Source organism: Acetobacter suratthaniensis (genome assembly GCF_017377745.1).
Classification (GTDB): domain Bacteria; phylum Pseudomonadota; class Alphaproteobacteria; order Acetobacterales; family Acetobacteraceae; genus Acetobacter; species Acetobacter suratthaniensis.
In genome coordinates this window covers 60926-77336 of sequence record NZ_JAFVMG010000011.1, presented here as the reverse complement: position 1 = coordinate 77336, position 16411 = coordinate 60926, and the positions used below count along the sequence as shown (strand labels likewise).

Here is a 16411-nt window from a genome sequence, read left to right as displayed (position 1 = left end):
GATGACGTATATCGCCATGAACCGTTTCAAGGTTGCGCCCGACAAGCAGGAGGCCTTCATGGCCCGGTGGCTTGACCGCGAGGTGCTGCTGCGTACCGTGCCGGGCTTTGTATCTTTCCAGTTTCTCAAAGGGCCGGAGCGAGAAGACCACGTGCTGTACGCTTCCCATACCATCTGGGCATCGGAGCAGGCGTTTATTGACTGGACCAAGTCCGAGCAGTTCCGTCAGGCGCACGCGACCGCCGGAGAAGGGGCGAAGCTGACCATTGGCGGGCCGGTGTTTGAAGGCTTTACCGTGTTGCAGAACGTCGAGGCCTGAACACGGCCAGAGAGGTCAGGCTGTCGGGAGCGTTTGCCTGCCTGACCTCTTTACCTTTGCGCGTGTCTGGCGGACACTCTGCCCAGAAACTGGGGAGAAAAACAGACATGCGTCAGGTAATGATTGTGCTGGCAGCCCTGTGCAGCGCTGCCCCCGCATGGGCGGAGGATCTGCCTAACACGGCAGATATGGTCCAGAGGCCGAATTTTTCCAAAGCCTATCACGCAATGACGGAACTGCCCGAATGGGTGAGCAAGGCGGCGGCGGTATCCACCCCGATGGGTAATGTCACATTCAATGGCAAGGCTTACCTTGTCGGGCATTTGTGCAAACCGCATGACTGTGCGGATAATCAGCTTGAAATCATGTTTTCCCATGATGGCGCGCAGGCATGGGGCCTGTTGTCACGCCGTGTGGAAGGCCGGTTGTACCAGATGCCCCTCGGCACGCCCGACAGCGGCCTGCTGGCAGCCATGCACGCCGCCTATAGCGCTAATAATCCGGGCGGTTAAGGATATAGGCGATATTAGTGTCGATATAATATGAAGCGTGCGGGATACCCTGTTCTGTAAGTGGTGTGCTGCCGCGTCATATTCGAAAAACGTTCTGGAATATTCAGGATGTTCTGTATTGAAACATATGGTCAGGAAATTTTTTCTATAGGGCTAACTCATTGTGTGGTATGGAAAAATTTCATTAAACACAGAAGAATGATAGAAAAAATGATTAAAAAATTCTTATTTTTAATGCCGCTCGTTGCTTTGACAGGATGCAGTGGCACCATTCATGAGACGGGATCAATACATGATAGTAAATTTTCTGGAGATTCAAAAAGGATTGTTATTTTAAATGCCATGTCGACTGATGCGGGATCGAATCAGGGAACGCTCATAGCGCACGCACTCCATGAAAATTTGAAAACATGTCACATTGATACATTCAATTTCAGTACAAATAAAATGTCTCTTGATATGGGCAGTGAAATTACGAAATTTGTTTCTGAAAATCATGCAGATAAAGTTCTGATTCTAAGCAATAGAAATGTTGTCCTGTTTCAGGGGCCATATCTTTCCTCGCAAGTCATAAAAGCCCGGATACTTGATGTGGCAACAAATAAAAGCGTGTGGGTGTCTGAATTTAATTACAATGCTTCAAAATGGCATTTTGGCGATGTCTGGCAAAAAAATGATGTAAAATCAGCAGATGCGATAGCCGACAAAATCAAAGCGGGCCTTGTTTCGGATAACATTATTAAAGGCTGCTGATAACTGCCAGTGTTGTAATGGCCGAACGTTTTTCATAATGGTGGCAAAGAGCAGAGTGCCAGTTTTTGTAATAGTCTATGGTTAAGACTGGAATCCTCTGTTCTGTCACCCCATATGGGCAGGCATGACACGCAAGCCCATACCCGCACAGCAGGACGATCTGTTTGCGCTGGCCCTGCCGCCACCACCGTTACAAGAGGCGTTACCAGCCATTGCCCCTGATCTGTGGGAGCGGCTGGCCCGTTCGGCCTTTCGGAGCCGTTTTCATCTGGGTGTGCAGGAGCGTGCCTATCTGGAGGAAAAAGGCGAAAGGGCTGTTCTGCTTCACGGGCAGGATTTTATTGCAAAGCGTCTGGCTCCGGCCCACCCCGCGCGGGATGGACGGCAGACACCGTGGAAAGGTCATCCGGTTTTTGTCGCGCAGCACGCCACGGCAACATGCTGCCGGGGGTGCTTGCACAAATGGCATGGCCTGCCACAAGGCGTTGCCCTTGATGCGGCGCAGCAGGTTTATGTATTGGCGGTTATTGCCGCATGGATTGAGCGAGAGGCCGCACGTGCCAAAAAGGCATGACCGGGCAGGGAGCCCGAGCGTGTCTCTTGCCCCCGCCCGTGCGGGGCAGGGGCAGGCGTTCAGGGTGTTGAGGGTTCGCGGTCCATCAGCAGGCCCGTAACGGCTTTTTTGAACGGAGTGAAACGCTCGGCCAACCGCAGACCCGCCTCGCGGATCTGACGGAACGGTGGCCCGTCATGGGTATAGAGCGAGGCAATGCCATTTGTGCCAGCAAAGAGAGGAGCCGTGGCCATGCGGTGCTGGCGCTCGAACTGGCGCAGCCCCTGTGCATTCCCGGCGTCTCCCGTCCGGGCAACGGCTGCGGTTACAGCATCGACCAGCGTTTTCTGGCCCTTTAAGCCCAGATTGAAGCCATGTGCGGTAATGGGGTGCATACCCACGGCGGCATCGCCCACAAGGGCCAGCCTGCGGGCCGTAAAGCGGTGTGCATATACGCCCTTGAGCGGGTAGACATGGCGCGTGCTGACAAGCCGCATGGTGCCAAGTCGCTGGCCTACGCGCTGCGTAATTTCAGCATTGAACGCCTCTCGCGGGAGGTTTTGCAGCCGCTGTATCTCGGCGGGTTCCAGTGTCAGCACCAGCGATGAGGCCCGGCCATTGACGGGCAGGAGCGCAATGGTCTGGCCTTCGTCAAACCATTGCAGCGCGACATTGTGGTGTACGGAGTCATGCGCCATGCGGCAGACCAGCATGGAGCGGCCGAAATCATGGATGATGGCGCCAATACCCGCCCGCCTGCGGGTGGGGGAAAAGCGGCCATCTGCCCCCACAACAAGGCGCGCATTGATCTGGTTTTCGCCAAAATGAATGGCGGCGTAATCCTGCCCCTGCCGGATGGTATCGACCTCGGTGCCAGCCTGTAGCGTCAGCCCCGGCTGGCGGCTGGCGGCGGCAAACAGTGCGCGGCGGATCAGGCAGTTGGAAACCAGCCAGCCCAGCGCCTCCACACCGTGGCCCTGCGTGTCAAACCGCAGGGGGTGGCGGAACTGTCCGGTTTCCACCCGCGCTTCCTTGAGCGGGCAGATTACGGCGGGGGGAATGAACTCCCATGCTCCGGCCTGTTGCAGCAGGCGTACGGATTCATGCGTAAGAGCGATTTCGCGCCCGTCAAACCCCGGTTCTTCCCATAGATGTCTGGGGCCACGTTCCAGAACGGTGGTGCGCAGACCGGCCTTGGCCATCATCAGCGCTGTCGCCAGCCCGACAGGGCCACCGCCGATCACCACAACATCAGCCGTGCCGGGTGTGGAGGGCCGGGTGTTTTTCTGCCTGTCGGTCATGGTGCGTGGTTCCTGTCCTGACCGAAGACAGGCGGCGTGCCATCCCATACCGCCATAAAGCCTGCGGGGTCTGGCCGGGTGGGGGCGGGCAGCGGATTATCCGGCGTGCCAACAAACACAAAGCCCGCCAGCCGGTGGGGCGCTTCAAACCCGAACTGCGCGGCCAGAACCGGGTCCTGCGTTATGGGGCCGGAAACCCAGATACCACCAAAACCCAGCGCATGCAGCGCATTGAGGATGTTCATGGCCCCTGCCGCCACACTCATTTCCTGTTCCCAGAGCGGAATTTTATGCTCGGGGTGCAGGTGCATGCCCAGCACGATGGTCATGGGCATGGTGGCCATACGCTGGCGGCGTTTATCGAGGTTAAACTGCGGGGTTTGCGGGGCAACGCGCAGTGTGCTGGCCACCACGTTTTCCGCCAGAATGGAGCGTGCTTCCCCCTGAACGATCACATAACGCCACGGCTGGAGCCGCCCGTGGTCCGGCGCGCGCAGGGCTGTGGCCAGAATCTGCTCAAGCTGCGCGCGATCGGGGGCCGGGTCTTGCAGCCGGTCGGTGGAAGCGCGGGAGAGAAGAACATCCATAGGCGTTGTCATGGCGTGGGTTCCTGTTCAGCGTCTGGGCGGGGCCATCTCGCCCGTGTGGAGGGAGGGCGATAACCCTGCATCCCTCCGCGCCGGGCGGCCTGCGTGGTTCAGAGCGGGAACGCGGGCAGGGCTTTGCCCCCCAGCAGGTGTAGGTGGAAATGCGGTACTTCCTGCCCGCTATCGGTGCCCGCGTTGGTAATGATGCGGTAGCCGTTTTCTTCCAGCCCCAGCGTACGGGCGATTTCGCCTGCCGCCTGCATCACCCCTGCGATTTCCTCAGCCGGAGCTGTGCTGAAATCCATGAACGACACATACGGGTTGCGCGGAATGATCAGTACATGCACGGGCGCTTTGGGGGCGATGTCGTAAAACGCCAGCACCCACTCATTTTCAAAAACGGTCTTGCACGGAATCTCGCCACGCAGAATACGCGCGAAGATATTCTGTGGGTCGTACGGCCCCTTGCCGGTAACAGGCGTGCTCATGCGCTTTCCTTTTCTGGCTGGGGCGGCCGGGGCCGCGAGGCTTTTTCGGCAATGCCGCTTGTGCCTTCGCGCCGGTGCAGCTCGGCCCACACCTCTTCAGGCGTGATGCCCGCATCCACCCACAGGACGATGAGATGGTAAAGGACATCAGCGCTTTCGCCAATAAGGTGGTCGTTACGGCCTGCTACGGCTTCAATCAGGCATTCGACTGCCTCTTCCCCGAATTTCTGCGCGATCTTGTAGGTGCCACGCGAGAGCAGGCGTGCCGAGTGGCTAAGCGAGGGGTCGCCTCCCTTGCGGCTCTGCACAACGGCATAAAGCCGTTCCAGCACGGCGCTGTCCGCCTCGCGGGTCAGGTCGGTTACGGCGTCGTTCTTGTGCTTGGTGGGCTTTGCGGGTTTGGCGGTTTTTCCACGCTTGCCCTGATTGCCTGCCGGGCTTGCCACAGCGGTATCGACTTTCTTGATCATGTCACGAAAAATCCTGAAAGGGAGCAGGGGATGGGCGAACAGGCAACCCGGCCTGTGCCAGGGCTGTTTTAACCTCGGCAATGGTGAACTGCCCGAAATGGAAGACGCTGGCGGCCAGCAGGCCGGTGGCCCCCGCCGCGGCACCTTCCACGAAATGCTCAAGGGCGCCCACCCCGCCCGAGGCGACAATGGGCAGGCGTACGGCGCTGGTGGCCGCGCGCAGCAGGTCAAGGTCAAAACCCGAGCGCGTGCCATCGCGGTCCATTGAGGTCAGCAGGATTTCGCCCGCCCCCCGTTCAGCCACTTCCTGGCACCAGCTAATGGCGTCACGCCCGGTAGCGGTGCGCCCGCCGTGGGTAAACACCTCCCATTTGCCCGGAGCGGTCTGGCGGGCATCCACGGCCACTACCACGCACTGGCTGCCAAATTTGCGCGCCGCTTCGTTAATGAGTTCGGGGCGGCTGACAGCGGCCGAGTTCATGGCGCATTTATCCGCACCCGCCAGCAGCAGGCGGCGCATGTCATCCGTGGTGCGGACACCACCGCCCACCGTCAGGGGCAGGAAAATGCGCGAAGCGGTGCGACTGACCACATCCAGAATGGTATCGCGGTTTTCATGGCTGGCGGTAATGTCGAGAAAGGTCAGTTCATCAGCCCCGGCGGCATCGTACACGGCGGCCTGTTCCACCGGGTCGCCCGCATCGCGCAGCGAGACAAAATTGACCCCCTTGACCACGCGTCCATCCTTGACGTCCAGACAGGGGATAACGCGCAGCTTCAACATGCGCCAAGCACCCGCAGGGCCTCTGCGGGGTCTACCCGTCCATCATACAGGGCGCGGCCGATAATCACGCCCTCAATGCCCGGCGCATCGCGTGCGGCATCGCGCAGGGCAATGAGGTGTTCCAGCGCACCCACGCCACCGCTGGCGATAACCGGCACGCTGACAGCCCGCGCCAGATCGGCTGTCTGTTCAATATCCAGCCCTTCGAGCATGCCGTCGCGGCTGATTTCGGTAAAGATGATGGCGGCCACCCCGGCATCCTGCATGCGCAGGGCGAGGTCGGTTGCCTGCATATCCGAGACTTCGGCCCAGCCTTCGGTGGCAACGTGGCCTGCGCGGGCATCAATCCCCGCCACGACCTGACCGGGGAACGCCTTGCAGGCCTCGCGCACAAGGGCGGGGTTCTTGACCGCGACAGATCCCAGAATAACCCGCGACACCCCGGCTTCGAGCCAGCGGGCAATGGCGGTCATGTCCCGCAGTCCACCGCCAAGCTGTACTGGCACATCCGTTGCGGCAATAATGGCGCGCACGGCATCCGCATTGACCGAAGCCCCGGCAAAAGCGCCGTTCAGGTCCACCACATGCAGGCGGGTAAAGCCTGCATCATGCCAGGCGCGGGCCTGCGCACCGGGGTTGTCAGAGTAGATGGTGGCGTCGTCCATTTCGCCCCGGCGTAGGCGGACACACGCGCCGTCCTTGAGATCAATGGCCGGGTAAAGCGTGAGAGGGCGGGAGGAGGAGGCAGGGGGGAGCATGGTTCAGTCCTGCATGGTGCTGGAGGCGGAGGAAGAAAGCTGGTCCACCCGGAAAGGCGGCGTGTCGTCCAGCGGCTTGGTAAAGAACAGACCGCGCAGGATGTCATCTCCCACGCGGGCGTAAAACGGGTGGCTGCCCCATTGTGTGAAGCCCGCCTGATGCAAAAGGGCAATGGCGCTGGTGCGGCTTTCGGGTACATCCGCGTTCATGACGCGAAAGCCCATGTTGCGTGCGGCACTTTCCACTTCCTGTAACAGGACAGCGCCCAGCAGGGCGCGGTGGGCGTAAGGGGCAACGAACAGATGCGCCAGCGTGACGCACATGGCCTGCATTTCGTTATTGCGCGGAGAGCGGACAAGCTGTGCGCCCCCCATGATCACGCCATCCTGCCGCACGGCAAACAGCATGCGCTCGGGCACCATCAGCAGCCCGCGAAAATAGCGTTCAAGCACCTGTCGGCCCTGCGGTTGCAGCCAGTCGAAGCCATCACCTTCTAAAATGGCGGCATCCACGACTTCGCACAGGGCCTGCAGGTCGTCTTCATCCAGGCTTAGAATGCGCTGAACGCGAAGTTTCTCAGGCATCAGACGCGCTCTTCTGGTTCCCAGGCCAGAAAATTGGCCAGGATTTTCAGTCCGACAGTCTGGCTTTTTTCCACATGGAACTGCGTGCCCGCCGCGTTGCCCCGGCAGACAATGGCGGGAACTGCGCCGCCATATTCCGTTGTGGCCAGCAGGGTATCGTTCTGTGTGCCGCGCAGGGCGTAGGAATGCACGAAATAACCGTGCGGGGCGGGGCCAAGGCCGCGCACCAGCGGGTGGTCGGGCTGGGTCAGGGTCAGTTCGTTCCAGCCCATCTGCGGCAGGCGCAGGTTGGGGGCTTCCATTGGGGCGATTTCGCCTTGGATCCAGCCAAAACCTTCGGTTACGCCATGTTCCAGCCCGCGCTCGGCCATGAGCTGCATGCCAACACAGATACCCAGAAACGGCGTACCCGCCGCTACGGCGCTGGCGATGGAGTCTTTCAGGCCGGGGGTGGCGTCCAGCCCTTGGGCGCAGGCTGCAAAAGCGCCCTGTCCGGGCAGGATGATCCGGTCGGCCCGGCGCACTTCGGAGGGTTCGTTGGTTACGATCACCGCTGCGGCCAGCCCGGCGAGTTCCGAGGCCCGCACGGCTGCCCGTGCGGCGGAGGCAAGGTTGCCCCCTTCATAATCGATAACGGCAATGGAAAGCGGCTGGGTCATCGAACCCTCCTGCTGGTCTGGGCCTCCCTGACCGGGGTGGGCCGGGTCAGGGTGGTGCTCTGCCGCACCGGGTTACAGAACCCCTTTGGTGGAAGGGATCGCCTCCAGCGCGCGCGGGTCTGGCTCGCAGGCCATGCGCAGGGCGCGGGCGAGCGCCTTGAACGCGGCTTCGGCAATATGGTGGCAGTTGCGCCCTGCTTTCTGGTTCAGATGCAAGGTGAGCATGGCCGACATGGCAAAGGCACGGAAAAACTCCTCTACCAGCTCGGTATCCAGCGTGCCCAGACGGTCGCGGTCAAAGCGGGCGTCAAAGGTCAGGAAAGGCCGGCCTGACAGATCCACCACAGCTTCGCACAGGGCTTCATCCAGCGGGACGACCGCATGGCCGAAGCGGCGCACGCCGCGCTTTTCGCCCAGTGCCTGCCGGAGCGCCTGCCCCAGTGCGATACCGGTATCTTCCACCGTGTGGTGGCCATCAATATGCAGGTCGCCCTGTACGCGCACATCCAGATCAAACAGCGCGTGTTTGGCCAGGGCGGTCAGCATATGGTCGAAAAAGCCGATACCGGTTTCAATCCGGGCCGTTCCCGAACCATCGAGGTTCAGGGTGATGGCAATATCGGTTTCGCTGGTAACGCGATGGAGCGTGGCTTGGCGTGATGTGGTCATGATGAGCCGCTTATAGCCCAAGAGACCGGGTAGCGCCATCGGCCTTGCGGGTCTGGGCTGCTTCGGATCGTGTGGCGCATGCGGTGGGGCCGGGGTCAGGCTTCGGGTACGCCGCGCTCAAGGTTTTCCAGCCAGAGCCGGGCATTGCCGTCTGATGGGGCGCGCCAGTCTCCCCGGGGGGAGAGCCCTCCCCCCGCCATCACTTTTGGGCCATTGGGCATGGCCGAGCGCTTGAACTGGCTGGTGGCAAAAAAACGGTGCAGGAAAATGCCCAGCCAGTGGCGGATAACGGGCAGCCCGTAGGCTATGCGCGCCTGCGGGTCGAAACCGGGTGGCCAGTCCCCCGCCTGTGCATTGCTCCAGGCGTGTTCGGCCAGAAAGGCGATGCGCGTAGGGGTAAAGCCGTGGCGCAGGACATGGTAGAGCGTGAAATCATGCAGCGCATACGGGCCGATAATGTCTTCGGTCTTCTGGCTTTTTCCTTCGGTGGCGGGGATCAGTTCGGGCGAAATTTCGGTGTTCAGCACTGTTTCGAGCACGCTGCGCACACTAGGCGCGAACTGGCCTGAGGCAATGCACCAGCGGATCAGGTGCTGGATGAGCGTTTTGGGCAGACCGGCATTGACGCCGTAATGCGCCATCTGGTCGCCTACGCCGTAGGTGCACCAGCCCAACGCCAGCTCGGACAGGTCTCCCGTGCCGATTACCAGCCCCCCGTGCTGGTTTGCGAGGCGGAACAGGAAATCCGTCCGTAGCCCGGCCTGCACGTTTTCGAAGGTGATGTCATGCACAGGCTCACCTTGGGCAAAGGGGTGGCCGATTTCACCCAGCATGAGGGTGGCCGCTGGGCGGATATCGAGTGTCTGGGCATGAATACCCAGCTCGCGCATCAGGGCCAGAGCGCTGTCGAGCGTTTTGTCCGTGGTGCCAAAGCCGGGCATGGTGTAGCCGCGCACGGCTTCACGCGGCCAGCCAAGGGCATCGGCCGCGCGCACCGCCACCAGCAGCGCGTGGGTCGAGTCCAGCCCGCCCGATATGCCAATGACCATGCCGCGCGCGCCGCTGGTTTTCAGCCGCTGCACAAGGGCGGAAACCTGAATGGAAAAGGCTTCCGAGCAGTCCTGTTCCAGCCGTGCGGGGTCTGATGGCACAAAGGGAAAGCGCGCCACAGGCCGCAGCAGGCCCGGAATGTCCACAGGGGGCGCGAGTGTGAAGCTGATGCGCCGCCAGTGCCGGTCAGGCTCCTGCATGCGTGCACAGGCGCTGAACGAAGTCATGCGCTGGCGTTCCTGCCGCAGCAGGATCAGGTCTGTATCCGCCAGAACCCTGCGCGCACCGGAGGGAAAGCGTTCGCTCTGGGCCAGTAAGGCGCCGTTTTCGAAAATGGCGGTCTGGCCATCCCATGCCAGATCGGTTGTGGATTCGCCTTCGCCTGCTGCCGCATACAGATAGGCCGCGATACAGCGGGCTGATTGTGAGCGGCACAGCATGGCGCGGGTTTCGGCCTTGCCTACGGTAATGTCGCTGGCCGAGAGATTGGCAATGACCGTGGCCCCCGCCAGTGCCTGCATGGTGGAAGGTGGGGCAGGCACCCACAGGTCTTCACATAGTTCCACACCCAGACACAAACCCGGCAGGTCTGTGGCTTCGAACAAAAGATCGACCCCAAAGGGAATAGCGCTGCCCGCTAAAGGCAGGGTTTCGCCCCGTATGCCCGCTCCCGGCGTGAAATGCCGGGTTTCGTAAAATTCGCGGTAATCCGGCAGGAAGCTCTTGGGTACGATCCCCAGAATACGCCCGCGATGAATAACCACCCCGCAGTTGTAAAGCGTGTGGCGCAGGCGCAGGGGCGCCCCCACCACCACAACAGGCAGCAGGTCGCGTGTGCGCTCGGCCAGAGCGAGCAGCGTGGTTTCCACGGCGTCCAGCAGGGTTTCCTGTTGGATCAGGTCTTCTATCGAATAGCCGGTCAGGCCCAGTTCGGGGAAAACGCAAAGACTGGCCCCTTCGCGCGCGCAATCCTGTGCGAGTGCGAGAATCCGCTCCGCATTGGTGGCGGGGTCTGCCAGACTGACCGGCACGGTGCAGGCCGCGATCCGGGCGAATCCCTGATGATAGAGCGAACGGAACACGGATGAAGCCACGATACTACCCTTCCTGCTGCCGGAATGGCCGCCCCCTGTTTAGCAGGGGATAAAAAACCACGCCAACCCGCCACCCAAAACACATTTTAGGGTGGGGCCAGCCGGGAAGACGATAAAAAAGAAAGATTTTTCAATTTTCCCTCTTGCGCACTTCGCGCATCAGCCGTAAAACGCAGCCATCCAATGCGGGCGTAGCTCAGGGGTAGAGCACAACCTTGCCAAGGTTGGGGTCGTGGGTTCGAATCCCATCGCCCGCTCCAGATTTCCTTATAAAATCTGGAGCGGTTCAGGATGAAGAAAAAAGTTCCTTCTATCCTCCGGCATTGAGAATAATCACTTTAAAAAATTGACAGAATGCAGCGCCGTTTTCGGCATGCTGTCTCGTGTGCGTTTTGCCTTGGGCTTTTGTGCCTGCCCGTTTGCCGGGCAGGCTTTGTGTTATGTGGTGTTAGAGCATCCGGGCCAGTGCCAGCCCAACCAGCGCACCCAGTGCCAGCAGTTTCAGGGTGGTATGGTTCTGGAGCCATTCTGGCAGGGCTGTGCCAGAGGGCGTGGCCGGGCTTGGGGGAGCGGCTGGCTGGGCGTGTTCCACGCGCCGCTGTTCCGCCTCGCGTAGTTCACGCTGTTCGCGCAGGTGCAGGGCGCGCAGTCTGGCTATCTGATCGCCTACATACTGCCCCGCGGCGGAGGGGGTTGTGGCGTGATGATCGGCAAAAAATTCCGCCAGAGTCTTGTCTGCGCTATGGCCAAGGCCCAGCACCCGATAGGCGCGGCTCTGCGCCAGTGCTTCCAGCACATCTGGATGTTCGAACACGCGAAAATCCGATGCCGCGCCGCCACCGCGCACAACGGCGACAATCGTCGTATTTGCTTCACGGATGGCGGCGGCAATACGGTTGGGGTCGGTCATGGCAACCGGCACCATCGTGCGCCGGGTGGGCGGCACTCTGTCTTGCAGGGCGTTCAGAAAATCTTCCGATACCCGAGCTTCTGAAGCGGCGGAATGAATGAGGGTGAGTGTCGGCTCGGGCTGGTCGGGAAAAATATGGTGTTTGCGGGGCAGGTGGCGCAGCAGGTCAACCACCGAGCGTTCCTGACGGCGGCGGTTTACGGGCAGGTCTTCATCAAAGGCGACTGCAAGCGCATTCAGCCGGAGTGATACATCTCCACGGAAAACATTCGCGCCAATCCGGCCGACCACCCGCACCTGATCGCCAGTGGTAATGCCGCTGTTGTCCAGCACCGCCTTGTCGATATCCATCAGGATGACCGACCCATCGGCCAGATCCTCAATGGGTACCTGATAATAGCGCGGGGCTTTGGGGGCGCGATCCTGATAGTGGCCAAGAATACCGACAAGGGTGACGGGAAAAGCCCAGTCGCAGATCTGGGCGGTGATCTCGCTCAGACCTTCGGCAAATAATCGTTCCACCTGTGCGGGGCGAAGAAGGGTTGTCTGCTCATTGGGCCTGATACCTGTGAAGGCACGAATCTGCGTAGTCATGTCGGCTATTATGCCCGGTTTTCTGCCGTGAGCTAGAGCGGGCCAGCAACCCTGTGGGGCCGTGCGGGCGGGGGTGTGTGAGGGGCCTCATACATCGGCCAATATCGATATAATGTTCGGAATATTTTGATACACCTTAACCAAACGCGCGATTAATATGTTATCGTAACGTTGTGGGAGTGGGTGTGAGATGAAATCTGTCAAAGTGCTGGCCGTTGCTCTGGGGCTGACCTGTTCTACTGGCGCTTATGCGCAGGATACGATCCGTATCATGGCGCCGGTGTGGTCGGGGTTTGCGCCTGTTTTCGTGGCGCAGGATCTGGGCTGTTTCCATGATGCCAAGCTGGATGTGAATCTGAAATTCGCGGATGAACGCGCCGATGTCATGGCCGCCATGGCGCATGGCAGTATCGAGATGGAAATGCGCACCATCAGCGAGTATCAGGGCCGCCCACGGGATAATGATACCCCCGGCGTTATCATCGGGCCGATTGATCGCAGCATGGGGGGCGATGGCGTTGTGGCCGATGGCTCCATTCATGATGTAACCGAACTCAAGGGCAAGACCATTGCATCGGAAAGCAATGTGCCCGGCCTCATGCTTTTACAGCTTGAACTACACAAGCACGGCATGTCGCTGTCGGATATGAAGATCAAGGAAATCCTGACATCTGACAGCGTTGCGGTTTTTGCCGATACGAGCCTTGCCGCCGTTGTAACCTATCAGCCCTTCTTGCAGCAGATCATGAGTGTGGATTCGGCACGCAATCCGAGAAAGCTCGTATCATCCTCTGATTATCCTGATTACATTGTGGATGTCATGATCGCGCGCAATGATGATCTGGCCGCCAATCCCGGCAAATATACGCGCTTTCTGTCGTGCATCTATAAAGCGGTGGATTACCACAAAACCCATAGCGCCGAGTTCGCGCGCATGGCTGCACCGCATTTTAATCTTTCTGTCGATGACTTTCAGAAAAGCATTGATGGCAGCCTGCAATACACAGACCTTGAACAGGCTCTGGCCTATATGGGTACGCCGCAGAAACCCGGCCCCATCAACGGCATTTTCGATACCCTCATGGGCCTGAATATTGAAAATGGCGCAGCTTCGGTCAAGCTTGATGCCGCGCGCGACATCAATAGTGGGCCTGTCTCCGCCCTGTCCGCACCATGAGCGGGGCATCCTCTTTCGGGGGGCTGCTGCGTTTTCGTACCGCAGTACCGCGCATGGCGGTTGGGGTTGCGGCGCTTTTGGGGGCCATGAGCTTTCTGGGCGCATGGTGGTTGATTGTGGCGCTGCATGTTGTAGCGCCCATCTTCCTGCCCTCTCCCGCGACTGTGGCCCGCGCATTCTGGACCATGTGTGCCGATGGTGTGGCCATGCCCAATGCGCTGATTTCCATCAGCAGGGTGTGGTCGGCATTTCTGCTGTCTGCAATTATTGCGGTGCCGCTTGGTATTCTCATGAGCGGATACAGGATTATCGGTGCGTTTTTGGAGCCGTTGATCGACTTCATTCGGTATCTGCCTGTGCCCGCTTTGGTACCGCTGGCCATCATCTGGTTTGGCGTGGGGGAGGAAACCAAGATTTTCCTGCTCTGGCTCGGCACGTTCTTCCAGCTCGTGTTGATGGTGGCCGCCGACATGAAGCGTGTACCGGGCGAGTATTTTGAAACCGCCTATACGCTAGGAGCCAAGCCACGCCAGACACTGGGTACGGTTGCCCTGCCTGCCATGCTGCCACAGCTTATGGACAGCATGCGCATAAGCCTTGGCTGGTGCTGGACTTATGTGATTATTGCAGAAATTGTCGCATCGGATAGCGGGCTGGGCTTTGTTATCTGGACAGCGCGTCGTTTCATGAAAACCGATCAGGTGATGGCCGGTGTGATCATGATCGGCCTGATCGGGCTGCTGACAGATCAGTGCCTGCGTCTGCTGCATCGCTTTCTTTTCAGGTATCAGTCGTCATGAGTAATACGCTGGGCAATACGGGCAGCATGCCCGATCAGGCCGGGGCGTATCTGCGCTTCGAGTCCGTAACAAAAACGTTCGGCGCCGTGCCTGTGGTGCAAGAGCCATTTTCACTGGATATTCCTGCCGGGCAGTTCGTGGTGTTTCTGGGGCCTTCGGGCTGCGGCAAAACCACGCTCATGCGCATGATCGGGGGGCTGGATACGCCCTCATCAGGTCGCATTCTGCTACAGGGTCAGCCTGTGGGGGGGCCGGATATCCGCCGGGGTATGGTGTTTCAGTCCTATTCGTCCTTTCCGTGGTTGAGCGTGCGAAAAAATGTCGAGTTTGGCATGCGTTTCCGCCGTGATATGACAAAGGCACAGAAACGCGAAAGAGCGGGATATTTTCTTGATCTGGTGGGGCTTTCAGACTTTGCCAGCAGTTATCCCTCGCGTATTTCGGGCGGTATGCGCCAGCGTGTGGCTATTGCCCGCACCCTCGCGGCTGATCCTGATGTTCTGCTGATGGATGAGCCGTTTGGCGCACTGGATGCCAACCTGCGTGAAGACCTTCAGTACGAACTACGAAAAATCCAGAAAAAATCGGGTAAGACAACGATTTTTGTAACCCATGATGTGGAAGAGGCGGTGTTTCTGGCTGACCGCATTATCGTATTCGGCAGCAGGCCCGCGCGGGTTATGGCGGATATGGATATTCTGTCCATGGTCGGCCCTGTACGCGATGAAACCTTGCGTGACAGTGAAAGATTTTTTCATATCCGTACAGATATTCTTCATCTTTTGCGTGGTCGCCTGCGCGAAGCCGGGCAGGAGGGCGCATGAATACGTTCGATTTTTCTGGCCGGTCAGTTCTGATTACGGGGGCCAGCCGGGGCATAGGGCTTGGTATCGCACAGGCTTTTGCCGCGGCCGGGGCTTCGCTCAGCCTTGTTGCGCAAGATGAAACCATGCCAGACGTTGCGGCCACACTCGGCGCGCGTGGTTATGTGGCTGATATTGGCAATGCTGCTGCCATGGCCGATATTCTGCGCGATCATGGGCAGGTGGATGTGCTGGTCAACAATGCAGGGCTGGAGCGCCTGACCCCTGTTACCGCACAGGATGAGCAGACCGTCAGCCTGTTCGAGCAGGTGATCCACACCAACATCGTGGGTACTTATCATGTAACCCGGCTGGCCCTGCCGCATATGGTTGCGGGCGGGTGTATTATTAACACGGCGTCTATCTGGGGGCGTGTGGCCGAGCCACTATTCGGGGCGTATGTGGCCTCCAAACATGCGCTTATCGGCCTGACAAAAACATGGGCAAAGGAGCTTGGGCCACGCGCAATCCGCGTGAATGCCGTTGCTCCCGGCTGGGTGAGAACCGAGGCATCCCTCCGTTCGCTTACGGCCATGGCTGAGCGTTCGGGCAAGGAAGAAGACGTGTTGATGCAGGCGATACTGGATGGGCAGGCTCTCTCTGGTTTTATGAACCCTGATGATATCAGCTGCACGTATCTGTTTCTGGCATCGCCCTTTGCCGCCAGCATTACCGGGCAGACATTTGGCGTCGATCGTGGCGAACATCCGTTTTAGGGGCGGGGATCATGCGTGAGTGCAAAACAGGCCAGCATGTGCTGGTAACAGGGGCAGCCTCGGGGATCGGGCGGGCCATTGCGCAGGCATGGCAGGCTGAAGGCGGGCGCGTTGTGGGGCTGGATATCAACGCAGGCGATACGGGAGCGTGCGAGATTATTCCAGTTGATCTGGCAGCCCCACACGCTGTGGCCGATGCGGTGCGGCAGGCGGCTGCCCGGCTGGATGGGCGTCTTGATGTGGTGGTGAACTGTGCTGGTATCATGCTGGAACAGGAACTGGCGCAGATTACGCAGCAGGCGCTGGACCTGACGCTGGCGGTCAATCTGCGTGCGCCGGTTCTGGTGGCGCAGGCGGCCCTGCCGTTCATGGGGGCGGGAGGGTGCATTCTCAATATTGCATCGGAACTGGCGTATCTGGGCCGGGCTGGTGCGTCTCTCTACTGCGCTACCAAAGGGGCCATGCTCTCGCTTACACGCTCATGGGCGCGCGAACTGGGGCCGCGTATCAGGGTGAATGCGATCGCACCCGGCCCGGTGGATACACCGCTGCTCAACTTTGATGCACAGGACGAAAAAACCCGTGCGCAGGACATGGCCAATCCTATGGGGCGTATTGGCCAGCCTGATGAAATAGCCCGTGCGGCCCTGTTTCTGGCCTCGGCGGATGCGGCGTTCATTACAGGCCAGTGCCTGAGTGTTGATGGCGGTGCCGCCATGCACTGAAAAAATCAGTGCTTCAAGAATCTTTAAAAAAACACTGTTTTTAA

At 59.6% G+C, this 16411-nt stretch carries 18 protein-coding genes, 1 tRNA gene and 1 pseudogene; 10 read left to right on the top strand and 10 right to left on the bottom strand.

Annotated elements, in window-relative coordinates; genetic code table 11:
* Window position 1 precedes the first annotated feature (1 nt).
* From J2D75_RS10580 to J2D75_RS10565, 4 genes are all read left to right on the top strand, one after another.
* Window positions 2-319 carry an antibiotic biosynthesis monooxygenase family protein gene (locus tag J2D75_RS10580; protein ID WP_243428687.1) on the top strand — a complete coding sequence of 106 codons (318 nt, stop codon included), beginning with the start codon at window positions 2-4 and terminating at the stop codon, window positions 317-319.
* Between the two features lie 107 nt (window positions 320-426).
* The gene (locus tag J2D75_RS10575; protein WP_207854789.1) at window positions 427-831 is read left to right on the top strand and encodes an Ivy family c-type lysozyme inhibitor; all 405 of its coding nucleotides are present in this window, start codon (window positions 427-429) and stop codon (window positions 829-831) included.
* A 108-nt stretch (window positions 832-939) separates the two neighbouring features.
* Window positions 940-1584 (top strand): hypothetical protein, encoded by a 645-nt coding sequence (locus tag J2D75_RS10570; RefSeq protein ID WP_207854788.1) that lies wholly within the window; start codon window positions 940-942, stop codon window positions 1582-1584.
* 124 nt (window positions 1585-1708) lie between these two features.
* Complete coding sequence (locus tag J2D75_RS10565) at window positions 1709-2158, top strand: DUF4186 domain-containing protein (protein WP_207854787.1); 450 nt, start codon at window positions 1709-1711, stop codon at window positions 2156-2158.
* Between the two features lie 59 nt (window positions 2159-2217).
* Here J2D75_RS10565 and ubiM read toward each other — a convergent pair whose 3' ends face one another.
* The 9 genes and pseudogenes from ubiM to J2D75_RS10520 all read right to left on the bottom strand — a co-directional run bounded on the left by ubiM (window position 2218) and on the right by J2D75_RS10520 (window position 10570).
* Window positions 2218-3438 carry a 5-demethoxyubiquinol-8 5-hydroxylase UbiM gene (gene ubiM / locus J2D75_RS10560; RefSeq protein WP_207854786.1) on the bottom strand — a complete coding sequence of 407 codons (1221 nt, stop codon included), beginning with the start codon at window positions 3436-3438 and terminating at the stop codon, window positions 2218-2220.
* Complete coding sequence (locus J2D75_RS10555; protein WP_243428686.1) at window positions 3435-4037, bottom strand: nitroreductase family protein; 603 nt, start codon at window positions 4035-4037, stop codon at window positions 3435-3437. Before J2D75_RS10555 ends, ubiM begins: the two co-directional genes overlap by 4 nt.
* A 98-nt stretch (window positions 4038-4135) precedes the next feature.
* Complete coding sequence (locus J2D75_RS10550; RefSeq protein WP_207854785.1) at window positions 4136-4513, bottom strand: histidine triad nucleotide-binding protein; 378 nt, start codon at window positions 4511-4513, stop codon at window positions 4136-4138.
* Complete coding sequence (locus J2D75_RS10545; protein WP_207854784.1) at window positions 4510-4983, bottom strand: phosphoribosyl-ATP diphosphatase; 474 nt, start codon at window positions 4981-4983, stop codon at window positions 4510-4512. The genes J2D75_RS10550 and J2D75_RS10545 overlap by 4 nt, the downstream gene beginning before the upstream one ends.
* 1 nt (window position 4984) lies before the next feature.
* Window positions 4985-5767 carry an imidazole glycerol phosphate synthase subunit HisF gene (gene hisF / locus J2D75_RS10540; RefSeq protein WP_207854783.1) on the bottom strand — a complete coding sequence of 261 codons (783 nt, stop codon included), beginning with the start codon at window positions 5765-5767 and terminating at the stop codon, window positions 4985-4987.
* Window positions 5761-7110 (bottom strand): annotated as a pseudogene (hisA, locus tag J2D75_RS10535) (1-(5-phosphoribosyl)-5-[(5-phosphoribosylamino)methylideneamino]imidazole-4-carboxamide isomerase). Before hisA ends, hisF begins: the two are co-directional and overlap by 7 nt.
* Window positions 7110-7769, bottom strand: coding sequence for an imidazole glycerol phosphate synthase subunit HisH (gene hisH / locus J2D75_RS10530; protein ID WP_207854782.1), 660 nt, complete (start codon window positions 7767-7769; stop codon window positions 7110-7112). The pseudogene hisA and the gene hisH overlap by 1 nt, the downstream one beginning before the upstream one ends.
* Window positions 7770-7841: 72 nt before the next feature.
* A complete protein-coding gene (hisB, locus tag J2D75_RS10525; protein WP_207854781.1) occupies window positions 7842-8438 on the bottom strand; it encodes an imidazoleglycerol-phosphate dehydratase HisB in 597 nt (198 codons plus the stop codon).
* Between the two features lie 95 nt (window positions 8439-8533).
* Complete coding sequence (locus tag J2D75_RS10520; protein WP_207854804.1) at window positions 8534-10570, bottom strand: NAD(+) synthase; 2037 nt, start codon at window positions 10568-10570, stop codon at window positions 8534-8536.
* Window positions 10571-10767: 197 nt separating this feature from the next.
* Between J2D75_RS10520 and J2D75_RS10515 the strand changes: the two genes are divergently transcribed.
* Window positions 10768-10842: transfer RNA gene (locus J2D75_RS10515), tRNA-Gly, on the top strand.
* Between the two features lie 188 nt (window positions 10843-11030).
* Here J2D75_RS10515 and J2D75_RS10510 read toward each other — a convergent pair.
* The gene (locus tag J2D75_RS10510) at window positions 11031-12086 is read right to left on the bottom strand and encodes an exodeoxyribonuclease VII large subunit (RefSeq protein WP_207854780.1); all 1056 of its coding nucleotides are present in this window, start codon (window positions 12084-12086) and stop codon (window positions 11031-11033) included.
* Window positions 12087-12276: 190 nt separating this feature from the next.
* Here J2D75_RS10510 and J2D75_RS10505 point away from each other — a divergent pair, with 190 nt between their 5' ends.
* Genes J2D75_RS10505 through J2D75_RS10485 form a run of 5 tightly spaced genes read left to right on the top strand, consistent with a single transcriptional unit; the run spans window position 12277 to window position 16367 of the window.
* On the top strand, window positions 12277-13263 hold the full coding sequence (locus J2D75_RS10505; protein WP_207854779.1) for an ABC transporter substrate-binding protein: 987 nt from the start codon (window positions 12277-12279) through the stop codon (window positions 13261-13263).
* On the top strand, window positions 13260-14063 hold the full coding sequence (locus tag J2D75_RS10500) for an ABC transporter permease (RefSeq protein ID WP_207854778.1): 804 nt from the start codon (window positions 13260-13262) through the stop codon (window positions 14061-14063). The genes J2D75_RS10505 and J2D75_RS10500 overlap by 4 nt, the downstream gene beginning before the upstream one ends.
* Entirely contained in the window at window positions 14060-14887 is an 828-nt protein-coding gene (locus J2D75_RS10495) for an ABC transporter ATP-binding protein (protein WP_243428685.1), read from the top strand. The genes J2D75_RS10500 and J2D75_RS10495 overlap by 4 nt, the downstream gene beginning before the upstream one ends.
* Entirely contained in the window at window positions 14884-15642 is a 759-nt protein-coding gene (locus tag J2D75_RS10490) for an SDR family NAD(P)-dependent oxidoreductase (RefSeq protein WP_207854777.1), read from the top strand. Before J2D75_RS10495 ends, J2D75_RS10490 begins: the two co-directional genes overlap by 4 nt.
* Before the next feature lie 11 nt (window positions 15643-15653).
* Window positions 15654-16367 (top strand): SDR family NAD(P)-dependent oxidoreductase, encoded by a 714-nt coding sequence (locus tag J2D75_RS10485; RefSeq protein WP_207854776.1) that lies wholly within the window; start codon window positions 15654-15656, stop codon window positions 16365-16367.
* The last annotated feature ends 44 nt before the right edge of the window (window positions 16368-16411 follow it).